The following is an 11748-nucleotide window of genomic DNA, read 5'->3' on the forward strand; positions in this document are numbered from 1 at the left end:
CGCACCGGGTCGCCGGTGCGGACGGTGCCGGTGGACTCCGGTATCAGGTTCTGTCCGAACACCAGCTTGTCCCCGAAGCGGCGGTGGCGTCCCAAGGTGCGCAGTGGCTCCCGGCCGCGCTCGCCGGTGTCCTGGTCGGTGGTGGTCACCACACAGCGGCCGCACATCTTGACGACCCGGAACGTGACCTCGCCGATCGCTATGCGCCGCCAGGAGTCCTCGGCCCAGGCGGCGGTGCCCGCCACCACCACATTCGGCCGGAAACGGTTCATGGGCAGCGGGCCCTCCTCCGGACGGTCCCCCTGCGCCACCAGGGAGTTGAGGGCGTCGAGCGAGGCGAGGGTGGTGAGCAGCAGCGGGTAGCCGTCGGCGAAGCTCACGGTCTCGCCCGGGCGTCCGTACTCCGGGTCGACCGGGCGGCGCGTGGCCGGGTCGTCGAGGTGGACCAGGCGCACCCCGACGCCCAGGTAGTCGCTGAACCAGGCGTGCGCCGCGGCATCGGCGGGGACCCCCTCCACCTTGTCCCGCCAGATCTCCACCGTCGTCGTCACGGCCGGCTCGGGCACGGCGACGGTCAGCGGCGCGCGGCCGGGCGCGGACAGCACGAGGCCGCCGCCGGGCGACGGCTCGGCGGCGGCCAGGGCCATGTGCGGGTACGAGCGTTGGGTGATCACCTTGCCCGCTCCGTCGATCAGCACCCAGCGGCGGTCCCCCGCCAGCCCCCAGGGCTCCACCGCGGTCTCGTCGGGCGTGATGCCCCGGGCCGCCTTCAGCGGGTGGACGTGGATCGAGTGCAGCGACGGATTCTTCATGGGGTCATCCTGCCCGAGGGCACTGACAACCCCGTGCGGAACCCGTCAGTAGCCGCGGTACTGCTGCCCGTTGTACGGGTCCTGGTACGGCGCCGGGGCCGGGCGGGGAGCCGTGGGCCGCATCGCCTCGTAGCCCGCACCGGCCGCCATCGGGCGGGGCGGCTGCGGCTGCGGGTGCGCACCGGGGAAGCCGCGCGGGCCGGCGGGCTGCTGCGGGATGTAGGGGGCCGGTGCCTGGTGCATCGGCGCGGGGGCGGGCACCGGTACCGGCTGCGGGGCCTGCGGGTAGCCGTACGCGGGGGCCGGCTGGGACGGTGCCGCGGGCAGCGCGGGCAGCGCGGACGGGAGCGCGGGCAGGTTGCCGCCCGGAGTGTCGTACGCCGCGGGGACTCGGATCGGGGCGATCTGCGGGGTGCCCCGCTCGGCCACGAGGGAGTCGTAGATGGGGGTGTCCGAGAAGGACGAGGCGGAGTAGTAGCCACCGCCGTAGGTGGAGCGGGGGGAGGTCATGGCACATAAGTTAAGCCCACGATGTGCTGGTTGGGGAGCCCGATAAGAGGGTTGTTTCACATGTCCGCAGTGACTTCCGTTCCCCAATGTGAGCGAACGCGGCGAAAAGGTGCAGCACGCTGCGCCCGTATCGGGTAAAGGGCAAGTTCCGGGCGGGTTACCGGGAGTCGACCCGGAGGCTCTCGACGCGACCGGCGCACTTCTCCCGCTCAACGCTGCTCGGGTGCGGGGCGCGCGTAGGTGCGGCCCTTCCAGGCCGCGCCGCGCCCCCTGTAGTGCCGTACCGCGGAATCGACCGTCATGAGCAGATAGAGCGCCGCGGTGAGGGGCAGCAGCGGCGCCAGCCACAGCGGCTGCCGGTAGTACCGGAGCATCGGCACGTACGTCGCCGCCATCAGCAGCCACGCCGGTCCACCGCAGGCCGCGGCCGCCGTGCCGCCCGCGGCGAGACCCGCCACGAACGCCGACGGGGGCACCAGATAGACCACCGCCAGCCCGGCCACCGTGCCGGCGAGAAGCAGCGGACTGTGCCGGAGCTGGGCGTACGCGCTGCGCGCGACCATGCGCCACAGGTCCCGCAGCCGCGGATACGGCCGCACGCTGTCCACCTGCTCCGCGAGTCCCAGCCAGATGTGCCCACCGCTGCCCTTGACGGCCCGCGCGAGCGCCACGTCGTCGATGACGGCCTGCCGGACGGCGTCCGGGACACCGGCCCGCTCGGCGGCGTCCGCCCGCAGCAGGACGCACCCGCCGGCCGCGGCCGCCGTGCGCGAGCCCCGGACTCCGACCCGGCGGAACGGGTAGAGCTGCGCGAAGAAGTAGACGAAGGCGGGCACGACGAGCCGCTCCCAGGGGCTCGCGACCCGCAGCCGGGCCATCTGCGAGACGAGGTCGTAGCCGCCCGTGCGCGCGGCCGCCACCAGCCCCCGCAGACTGCCCGGTCCATGGGCGATGTCCGCGTCCGTCAGCAGCAGGAACTCGGGCCCACGCGCGCGTGCCAGGCCCATGCCGTGGCGTACGGCCCACAGCTTGCCCGTCCAGTCCGCAGGCGGCTCCCCGGGCGAGGAGACGGTGAGCGGCAGGCCGGGGTGGCGGCGCGCCAGGTCGCGGGCCAGCTCGCCCGTGCCGTCCGTACTGCCGTCGTCGACCAGGAACACCTCCGCGCGGCCCGGGTAGTCCTGGCTCAGCAGCGAGGGCAGGCTCAACGGCAGGACGGCCGCCTCGTCCCGGGCGGGGACGACCACACAGACGGACGGCCAGTCGTCCGGCTCCCGGCACGGCGGCAGCCGTACGTCGGTGCGCCAGAAGAAGCCCTGGCCGAGGAGCAGCCACAGCCAGACGGCCAGGGAACCGGCGGCGGTCCACGTGAGGGCGGTCACCCGTCGCAGTCTGCCCCACGGCGACGGCCCCACGGAGCGGATCGACTATGGTGACCAGGTGAAGATCGCGCTCATGGACTCAGGAATCGGGCTGCTCCCGGCCGCCGCCGCGATACGCCGTCTGCGACCCGACGCCGATCTCGTGCTCTCCTCGGACCCGGACAGCATGCCCTGGGGGCCGCGCACGCCCGAGGACCTCACCGTGCGCGCCCTCGCCGTCGCGGAGGCGGCCGCCGCGCACCGCCCCGACGTTCTGATCGTCGCCTGCAACACCGCCTCCGTGCACACGCTGTCCGCCCTGCGGGCCCGCCTCGAACCCGGACTGCCCGTCGTGGGCACGGTGCCCGCGATCAAGCCGGCCGCGGCGGACGGCGGCTCCGTCGCCATCTGGGCGACGCCCGCCACCACGGGCAGCCCCTACCAGCAGGCACTGATCCGCGAGTTCGCCTCCTCGGCGGCCGTCACGGAGGTGGCCTGCCCCGGACTGGCCGAAGCCGTCCAGCACGCGGACGAGGCGGCCATCGACGCCGCGATCGCCGCCGCGGCCGCCCTCACGCCGCCCGATGTAAGGGCCGTCGTCCTGGGCTGCACCCATTACGAACTGGTCGCCGAGCGCATCCGCGCGGCGGTGCAGCAGCCCGGCCTCCCGCGGCTCGCACTGCACTGCTCCGCCGATGCCGTGGCCGCCCAGGCACTGCGCCGGATCGGCGAGCACCCGGTCTCCGAGGCCGGTGCCGTCCCCGGACTCACGGTGCTCCTCAGCGGCCGGGAGGCCGAGCTGCCCGCGCCCGCGCTGGCGTACGAGGAGGGACGTCTCCTGCGGGCGGTCGGCAGCCCCGTGCGGTGAGCCGCGCCGGGTCACCCGGACCTCATGCCCACGTCAAGTAGTGTCCGCGTAGCGGAACGTGAGTACTCTCATAGATATGAGGGAGTACCCCCACGGCGACAAGGGCACCCCTGAGGGTGCCGGTCACTCCGAGGTCTGGACCGGGCGTGCGACCAACCACGGTCAGTGGGTGCTGGCGCTCGGCGGCGCCGCGTGCATGGCTCTCGGCATCGGACTGGCCGTCGACTCGGCTTGGGCGCCCGGGATCGCGCTCGCCATGTCGGCCGCCGGCTGCATCGCCGCGGGACTGCTCGTCCTGTTCGGCACGATCGCGTTCGTGCACGTCGCCGTGAAGGTCGACATCGACCAGGACTTCCTCGAGGTGCGCTGCGGCCACATGGGAGTGCCACGTCGCCGCATCCCCCTCTCCCAGGTGGCCGGTGTCGACTTCGCGCCGAGCGTCACTCCCCGTCACTGGGGCGGCTGGGGCTATCGCTGGCGGCCCGACAAGGGCACCGCCGTCGTCGTACGGCGCGGCGAGGCGGTGGTGCTGCGGCTCTGGGACGGCCACACGTTCACCATCACGGTGGACGACGCGGAGGCTGCCGTACGGATCATCCGCGCCCGGCTGCGGCGGACGGCGTCCGGAGCCAAGGGCTGAGCCCTCGCCGGGCGCCGTCCGGCGCGCGGGGCACCCGCCGTACACTCCCTGGGTGACCGCCACCGCAACATCCGTGGACGAGCCGGACCAGCTCGACCCCCAGTCCGCGCCCGCGCCGCGAGCGGCACGGCTGGCGCGCCGACTCGCTCCCGCCGCCGCAGCCACGCTCTCCGGAGTGCTGCTGTACGTCAGCTTCCCGCCGCGCACCCTGTGGTGGCTGGCCGTGCCCGCCTTCGCCGTCCTCGGCGGGGTGCTGCGCGGCCGCACCTGGAAGGCGGGCCTCGGACTCGGCTACCTCTTCGGGCTCGGGTTCCTGCTGCCGCTGCTGGTGTGGACCGGGGTGGAGGTGGGCCCCGGACCGTGGCTGGCGCTCGCCGTCATCGAGGCGGTCTTCGTCGCGCTGGTCGGCGCGGGTATCGCGGCCGTCTCGCGGCTGCCCGGACGGCCGGTGTGGGCGGCAGCCCTCTGGGTCGCGGGAGAGGCGGCACGCGCGCGCGTGCCGTTCGGCGGCTTCCCCTGGGGCAAGATCGCCTTCGGGCAGGCGGACGGCGTGTTCCTGCCGCTCGCCGCGCTCGGCGGCACCCCGGTGCTCGGCTTCGCGGTCGTGCTGTGCGGCTTCGGGCTGTACGAGGCGGTGCGCCTGGCCGTCGAGCGGCGGCACACCCGTGCCGTACGGCGGGCGGCGGCGGCCGTGGCCCTGCTGAGTGTGGCCGTGCCCGTGGTGGGTGCCCTCGCGGCCCGCACCCTGGTGAGCGACGAGGCCGAGGACGGCACCGCGACCGTGGCCGTCATCCAGGGCAACGTCCCGCGCGCGGGACTCGATTTCAACTCCCAGCGGCGCGCCGTGCTCGACTATCACGCCCGAGAGACCGAGCGCCTGGCCGCCGAGGTGAAGGCCGGCAAGGTGCCGCAGCCGGACTTCGTGCTCTGGCCGGAGAACTCCTCCGACATCGACCCGTTCACCAACGCGGACGCGTACGCGGTCATCGACGCCGCCGCCAAGGAGATCGGCGCCCCCATATCCGTCGGCGGCGTCGTCGAGAAGGACGGCAGGCTCTACAACCAGCAGATCCTCTGGGACCCGGAGAAGGGCCCCACCGACACCTACGACAAGCGGCAGATCCAGCCCTTCGGTGAGTACCTGCCACTGCGCTCGCTGATCGGCGCGATCAACGACGAGTGGACCTCCATGGTCCGCCAGGACTTCAGCCGGGGCGACGAGCCCGGGGTGTTCACCCTGGACGGCACCGAGGTCGGTCTGGCCACCTGCTACGAGGCCGCGTTCGACTGGGCCGTGCGGGACACCGTCACCGCCGGAGCGCAGATGATCTCGGTGCCCAGCAACAACGCCACCTTCGACCGCAGCGAGATGACCTACCAGCAGCTGGCCATGTCCCGCGTCCGCGCCGTCGAGCACAGCCGCACCGTCACCGTGCCGGTGACCAGCGGCGTCAGCGCCGTGATCATGCCGGACGGAACGGTCACGCAGCGTACCGGGATGTTCGTCGCCGATTCCCTGGTGCAGGAGGTGCCGCTGCGCTCCTCCGACACCCCCGCGACCCGGCTCGGTGTGCTGCCCGAGGTGCTGCTGGTGCTCGTCGCCGCCGGCGGCCTCGGCTGGGCTGTCGTGGCAGGGGTGCGCGGACGGCGCGCCGGCCGCGCGTAGCCATGAGGCGGTGGTGCACCGGTCACGCATCGGCCGTGCGCGGTGCGGAACCCGCCGGGGCGGGTACGGACCGTGCCCGGGCGTTGGAGCGGGAGCACCAGGGCGGCCCAGCCCGTTAGGGTCGCCTCATGGCTATTCCCGACTTCATCCGTGAGCTCCGTGCCACCGCCGGCCACCAGCTGCTCTGGCTTCCCGGAGTGACCGCCCTCGTCTTCGACGACCAGGGCAGGGTGCTGCTGAACCGTCGCTCCGACACCCGCAGGTGGGCGGTCATCGGCGGGATCCCGGAGCCCGGGGAACAGCCGGCGGCCTGTGCGGTCCGGGAGGTCTTCGAGGAGACGGCGGTACGCTGCGTCGCCGAGCGGGTCGTTCTCGTCCAGGCCCTCGACCCGGTGCACTACGAGAACGGCGATGTCTGCCAGTACATGGACATCACCTTCCGCTGCCGGGCCGTCGGCGGCGAGGCGCGCGTGAACGACGACGAGTCACTGGACGTCGGATGGTTCGCGGTGGATGCGCTGCCGGACCTCAACGAGTTCGCCATGCTGCGGATCAAGCAGGCCATATTCGACGGACCCACATGGTTCGCCCCTATGACCTGAGGGCGAAGTGTGGGTGCTGACCATATCGGTCAGAGCTACGGCGCTGCCTAGGGTCGGGGCATGACCGCGCCCCGCGCCCTCTCGGGCCACCACGCCCCCTCGGCCGACCTCGGCGGCCGTACCGCCCTCGTCACCGGTGCCGCCGGAGGTATCGGCCGTGCCTGCGCGCTGCGGCTGGCCGCCGCCGGGGCCAAGGTCAGAGCCGTCGACCGGGACGCCGAGGGACTGGCCGCGCTCGCCGAGCGGGCCCAGGGGCTCCCGGGCACCGTCGAACCCCACCTCCTCGACCTCACCGACCTGGACGCGGCCGAACTCGCCGCCGCCGGCACCGACGTCCTCGTCAACAACGCGGGCCTCCAACTGGTGAGTCCCCTGGAGGAGTTCCCGCCCGACGTCTTCCGCACCGTGCTGACCGTGATGGTGGAGGCGCCCTTCCGGCTGATCCGCGGGGCACTGCCCCACATGTACGGGCAGAAGTGGGGCCGTATCGTCAATGTCTCGTCCGTCCATGGGCTGCGCGCCTCGGCGTTCAAGTCGGCCTATGTGACCGCCAAACACGGACTCGAAGGCCTCTCCAAGACCGTGGCCCTCGAAGGCGCACCCCATGGAGTCACCTCCAACTGTGTGTCCCCGGGCTATGTGCGCACCCCACTAGTAGAGAAGCAGCTCGCCGACCAGGCCCGCACCCACGGCATTCCGGAAGAACGGGTCCTGTCCGAGGTCCTGCTGCGGGACAGTGCCGTCAAACGGCTCATCGAGCCGGAGGAGGTGGCCGAGGCCATCGCGTACCTGTGCGGCCCGCACACGTCCTTCGTCACCGGTACGTCGCTGGTGCTGGACGGCGGATGGACCGCCCACTGAGCGGGCCGGCCGAGTTTTCCACAGGCCCGGCCGCCCCGTCCGTGCCATACGCGATGCTGTGACCATGTCCCGCGAATCCCGTGCACACGTCCTTGCCTCCGGCGGCGTCGAGGCACCGTTCCTGGAGCTTCTCGCCAGGGGCGCGTCCGCCGACGCGTACGAGCAGCCGGTGCTCCTGGCCCGCGCCGAAGGCCTCCCGCCCGAACGGGTCGCCGCGCTCGAGAGGGCCAAACTGCTGGCCCTGGGCGTCCGTTCGGAGATGGAGGGAAGACGCCGGCGTGAGGCCGAGCTGTCCGCGCTCTTCGAGACCGCGCACGACCTGGCGGGCCTCAGGGACCTCGACTCCGTGCTCCGGGCCATCGTCCAGCGCGCCCGCTCCCTGCTCGCCACCGACGTCGCCTATCTGAGCCTCAACGACCCGGAACGGGGCGACACGTACATGCGGGTCACCGAGGGGTCGGTCGCCGCGCGCTTCCAGCAGCTGCGGCTCGGCATGGGGGAGGGGCTCGGCGGGCTCGTCGCCCAGACCGCCCGCCCCTACGTCACCGACGACTACTTCGAGGACGCCCGTTTCCGGCACACCATGACCATCGACGCGGGCGTCCGGGACGAAGGACTGGTCGCCATCCTCGGGGTGCCGCTCATGCTGGGCCCGCACGTCATCGGCGTCCTGTTCGCCGCCGACCGGCGCGCGCGGGTGTTCGAGCGGGAACAGATCGCGCTCCTGGGCTCGTTCGCCGCGCTCGCGGCCGCCGCCATCGACACCACGAACCTGCTCACCGAGACCCGCTCGGCCCTCGCCGACCTGGAGCGGGCCAACGAGATCATCCAGGACCGCAGCGGAGTCATCGAGCGCGCCGCCGAGGTCCACGACCGGCTCGCCGAACTCGTCCTGCGCGGCGGCGGCGTCCATGACGTGGCCGCCGCCGTGTCCCGGATCCTCGGCGGCACCGTCGAGTTCACCGAGGCGGACGCCACACCCGGCGCGGCGCTGGAGGCGTCCCGGGCCGAGGGCCACGCGGTACGGCACCGGGACGACTGGGTCGCCGCCGTCGCGGCCGGCGGTGAACTGCTCGGCGCGCTCGTGCTGCGCGCCCGTCCGGGCCTCGACCCCGTGGACCAGCGCACCCTGGAGCGCGCCGCCATGGTCACCTCCCTGCTGCTGCTCGCCCGGCGCTCGGCCGCCGAGGCCGAACGGCGCGTGCGCGGCGAACTGCTGGACGACCTGCTCGACGCCCGCCACCGCGATCCGCGCCTGCTGCGCGAGCGCGCCGCCCGCCTCCACGCCGACCTGGACGCGGCCCATGTGGTGCTGGCCGCCCGCATCGACGGCCCGCCCGCCGACGCCGACCAGGAGGCCGCCGCCCGCCGCCGGCTGTGGTCCGCCGCTTCCCACCTCGCGGCCACCCGCCACGGACTGGCCGCCGCCCGCGACGGCGGCACCGTTCTGCTGCTGCCCCTCACGCCGGACGTCACCGCGACGGAGCTGGCCCGCCGCACGGCCGTGCACCTCGGCACGGCCGTCCACGAGGCGGTCACCGTCGGTGCCTCCGCGCCCGTCGATGACCTCACCGCCCGGCCGGACACCGTGGCCACCGCGTACGCCGAAGGGCGGCGGTGCCTGGAGGCGCTTCGGCTGCTGGGCCGTACCGGCGACGGGGCCGCCGCCGAGGACTTCGGGTTCCTCGGGCTGCTGCTCGCGGGCGACCGGGACGTCACCCGGTTCGTCGAGCGAACCATAGGCGAGGTGATCGCGTACGACGAGCGGCGCGGCACGGAGTTGCTGCGCACGCTCGACGCGTACTTCGCCTGCGGGATGAGCCCGGTGCGGACGAAGGACGAGCTGCACGTGCACGTCAACACCGTCGCCCAGCGGCTGGAGCGGGTGGGCCGGCTCCTCGGTGACGACTGGCAGCGCCCGGACCGGCTGCTGGAGGTTCAACTGGCTTTGCGGCTGCGGCGGTTGTCGTCACCGATACGGAGCTGACGCCGGACGGTCAGACGCTGCGCGCGTCGGCCGTCCGGGAGACGGCGGACTCGCCGTCCGCCGGTTCGCTGAGGTCCGTCAGGTCGCGGTGCCGGGTCTCCTTGGCGACTCCCACCGCGACCAGAGTCAGCACGGCCGCCGCGATCACGTAGAGCGCGATCGGGGTCGAGCTGCCGTAGTCGGACAGCAGCGCGGTGGCGATCAGCGGGGCGGGCGCACCCGCGGCGACGGAGGAGAACTGCGCGCCGATGGAGGCGCCCGAGTAGCGCATCCGGGTCGCGAACATCTCGGAGAAGAAGGCGGCCTGCGGGGCGTACATGGCGCCGTGCAGGACGAGCCCCACCGTCACGGCGAGGAGCAGGTACCCGAAGTCGCCGGTGTCGACGAGGGCGAAGAACGGGAACATCCACAGACCGACCCCCGCCGCGCCCAGCAGATAGACAGGACGGCGTCCGACGCGGTCGGAGAGGGCGCCCCACAGCGGGATGGTGGCGAAGTGCACGGCGGACGCGACGAGGACTGCGTTCAGGGCCGTCTGTTTCGAGACGCCGGCCGACGTGGTGGCGTACACGAGGATGAAGGCGGTGAGGACGTAGTAGCTGATGTTCTCGGCCATACGGGCGCCCATGGCGATCAGTACGTCGCGCCAGTGGTGCCGCAGCACGGCGACGAGCGGCAGCCGCTCGGCGGCGTCCTCCGCCTTCCTGGCCACCGCCTTCCTGGCCTCCGCCTGTTCCAGCGCCTGCCGGAAGACGGGTGATTCGTCGACGGACAGCCGGATCCACAGGCCCACGATCACCAGTACCCCGGAGAGCAGGAACGGGATCCGCCAGCCCCAGGAGTCGAAGGCGGCGTCCGACAGCACGGCGGTCAGCAGCGAGAGGACACCGGTGGCGAGGAGCTGCCCGGCGGGCGCCCCGGTCTGAGGCCAGGAGGCCCAGAACCCCCGGCGCCGGGCGTCTCCGTGCTCGGACACGAGCAGCACCGCACCGCCCCACTCACCACCGAGGGCGAAGCCCTGCACGAGCCGCAGCAGGGTCAGCAGGACGGGCGCGGCCGTGCCGACGGTGGCGTGCGTGGGCAGCAGACCGATCGCGAAGGTCGCCCCGCCCATCATCAGCAGGCTCAGCACCAGCAGCTTCTTCCGGCCGAGCCGGTCGCCGTAGTGCCCGAACACCAGCGCGCCCAGCGGGCGGGCCGCGAACCCCACGGCATAGGTCAGGAACGACAGCAGCGTTCCGACCAGCGGGTCGGAGTCCGGGAAGAAGAGCTTGTTGAAGACGAGGGCGGCGGCGGACCCGTAGAGGAAGAAGTCGTACCACTCGATGGTGGTGCCGATGAGGGACGCGGCGACGATGCGTCGGAGGTTGGACGGGGTCGGTGGAGCGGCAGCGGGGGAGGACATCGGCACCACTTCCTGGCGGTTGACGGGGACGGTTGTGTGTCGCCACACCGTAGGAATGCGCAGGTCAGAGGCGTATGTGGTGGGACACCATAGTTCTGGGGGCGGGAGTGCGTGCGTCCACCATGGGGAGGGTGCTGAGATCTCCTCGATGGCCTGAGGGAGGCCGAGAGGAAGGGTGTCCGAGTTGCGCTATTGAGGCATGGTTTGGAGGCGCTGTGCTGACTCCCGTGCTGGTTTCGTGCTGACTAAAAGCCCACGTCATCACCCGTTCCCACCCCTCCCGTGCTGACTTGGTGCTGACTACGCTGCGTAGAACTCCGGCAAGAGGTTCGAACCGGGCACGGGTTACGTGGTGAACAAGCGGATTGGTGAGTCGTTGGTGACGAATTCGATCCGAAAGGGCGCCGGCGTCGTGTGAGGCGAAGCGCATTAGTCTCGACGCTCATGATGCTCATCCTGTGGTGACAGATCCGCGTAGGACCCCTCGGACGCCGTAGGTCGTGCTGTGGTACGAGCGCTACCGATGACGTTGACGTAGGTCGCCGTGCAGACGGCTGGACTGGTCGCCGAGCGGGAAGGCTGCGTTGCGTGGCCAAGTGGACTTCGTCGTGAAGTTGTCCAGATAGCGGCGTTGACCTGCGGTGATTCGACCATGCCCGTGGCTGACCTGGCATGTTACGTCTTTCAGTGTCTTTCACGGGCGTGCCGTCTTATGCGGTCGATCCTCCCCATACGCTCCCCAGTGGCGTGGATACTCCCCAGATTCTCCCCAGGGAGGGCTGTCGTCACTGGTGGCAGTGCGTCGAAGCCCGCCACCGTGACCGATACGCTCCGTGACTGTCGTGTGTTTGGCGCTTCATTGGGCAGCTCCGCTGCGGTCAGATGTCCCGCAAGAGACCAGATGGCCCCATGACCTGGCAGGCCGGGCGGATGTGCGTTGCTGAGCTGTGCAGATGACTCTCCGACCGCTTCCCGCTACTGACTTCGGCTCATTAGGGTGATCTCTCGCGATGTGCCTGATGCGACCGGGGTGCGGGCT

10 protein-coding genes are annotated in these 11748 nt (G+C 72.1%); 6 read left to right on the plus strand and 4 right to left on the minus strand.

Going from position 1 to position 11748, the window contains the following annotated elements; translation table 11 throughout:
* The 3 genes from IE242_RS32190 to IE242_RS32200 all read right to left on the minus strand — a co-directional run.
* Positions 1-812, minus strand: an 812-nt coding sequence (locus IE242_RS32190; RefSeq protein ID WP_189865713.1) for an MOSC domain-containing protein, incomplete at its 3' end; no start/stop codon positions are given.
* Positions 813-857: 45 nt separating this feature from the next.
* Positions 858-1322 (minus strand): DUF6643 family protein, encoded by a 465-nt coding sequence (locus IE242_RS32195; protein WP_189865669.1) that lies wholly within the window; start codon positions 1320-1322, stop codon positions 858-860.
* 209 nt (positions 1323-1531) lie between these two features.
* Positions 1532-2701, minus strand: a complete 1170-nt coding sequence (locus IE242_RS32200) for a glycosyltransferase (RefSeq protein ID WP_189865671.1) — start codon at positions 2699-2701, stop codon at positions 1532-1534.
* Between the two features lie 73 nt (positions 2702-2774).
* Here IE242_RS32200 and IE242_RS32205 point away from each other — a divergent pair, with 73 nt between their 5' ends.
* From IE242_RS32205 to IE242_RS32230, 6 genes are all read left to right on the plus strand, one after another.
* Complete coding sequence (locus IE242_RS32205) at positions 2775-3548, plus strand: glutamate racemase (protein ID WP_229859728.1); 774 nt, start codon at positions 2775-2777, stop codon at positions 3546-3548.
* Between the two features lie 76 nt (positions 3549-3624).
* Positions 3625-4188: a hypothetical protein gene (locus IE242_RS32210; RefSeq protein WP_189865675.1), complete on the plus strand. Its 564-nt coding sequence runs from the start codon at positions 3625-3627 to the stop codon at positions 4186-4188.
* 52 nt (positions 4189-4240) lie between these two features.
* On the plus strand, positions 4241-5854 hold the full coding sequence (lnt, locus tag IE242_RS32215; protein ID WP_189865677.1) for an apolipoprotein N-acyltransferase: 1614 nt from the start codon (positions 4241-4243) through the stop codon (positions 5852-5854).
* A 128-nt stretch (positions 5855-5982) separates the two neighbouring features.
* The gene (locus IE242_RS32220) at positions 5983-6456 is read left to right on the plus strand and encodes an NUDIX hydrolase (protein WP_189865678.1); all 474 of its coding nucleotides are present in this window, start codon (positions 5983-5985) and stop codon (positions 6454-6456) included.
* A 60-nt stretch (positions 6457-6516) separates the two neighbouring features.
* On the plus strand, positions 6517-7317 hold the full coding sequence (locus IE242_RS32225) for a 3-hydroxybutyrate dehydrogenase (protein WP_189865680.1): 801 nt from the start codon (positions 6517-6519) through the stop codon (positions 7315-7317).
* Between the two features lie 64 nt (positions 7318-7381).
* Complete coding sequence (locus tag IE242_RS32230) at positions 7382-9304, plus strand: helix-turn-helix domain-containing protein (protein WP_189865682.1); 1923 nt, start codon at positions 7382-7384, stop codon at positions 9302-9304.
* A gap of 10 nt (positions 9305-9314) precedes the next feature.
* On the opposite strand, the gene IE242_RS32235 is transcribed toward IE242_RS32230, so the two are convergent.
* Positions 9315-10709 (minus strand): MFS transporter, encoded by a 1395-nt coding sequence (locus tag IE242_RS32235; RefSeq protein WP_189865684.1) that lies wholly within the window; start codon positions 10707-10709, stop codon positions 9315-9317.
* Between the last annotated feature and the right edge of the window lie 1039 nt (positions 10710-11748).

Source organism: Streptomyces poonensis (genome assembly GCF_014650915.1).
GTDB classification, from domain to species: domain Bacteria; phylum Actinomycetota; class Actinomycetes; order Streptomycetales; family Streptomycetaceae; genus Streptomyces; species Streptomyces poonensis.

Bases quoted from the DNA above. Each gene is read 5' to 3' on its own strand.
- IE242_RS32195 (WP_189865669.1), bottom strand. From the start codon at position 1,322: ATGACCTCCCCCCGCTCCACCTACGGCGGTGGCTACTACTCCGCCTCG.
- IE242_RS32235 (WP_189865684.1), bottom strand. From the start codon at position 10,709: ATGTCCTCCCCCGCTGCCGCTCCACCGACCCCGTCCAACCTCCGACGC.
- IE242_RS32230 (WP_189865682.1), top strand. From the start codon at position 7,382: ATGTCCCGCGAATCCCGTGCACACGTCCTTGCCTCCGGCGGCGTCGAG.
- IE242_RS32220 (WP_189865678.1), top strand. From the start codon at position 5,983: ATGGCTATTCCCGACTTCATCCGTGAGCTCCGTGCCACCGCCGGCCAC.
- IE242_RS32210 (WP_189865675.1), top strand. From the start codon at position 3,625: ATGAGGGAGTACCCCCACGGCGACAAGGGCACCCCTGAGGGTGCCGGT.
- IE242_RS32205 (WP_229859728.1), top strand. From the start codon at position 2,775: ATGGACTCAGGAATCGGGCTGCTCCCGGCCGCCGCCGCGATACGCCGT.
- IE242_RS32225 (WP_189865680.1), top strand. From the start codon at position 6,517: ATGACCGCGCCCCGCGCCCTCTCGGGCCACCACGCCCCCTCGGCCGAC.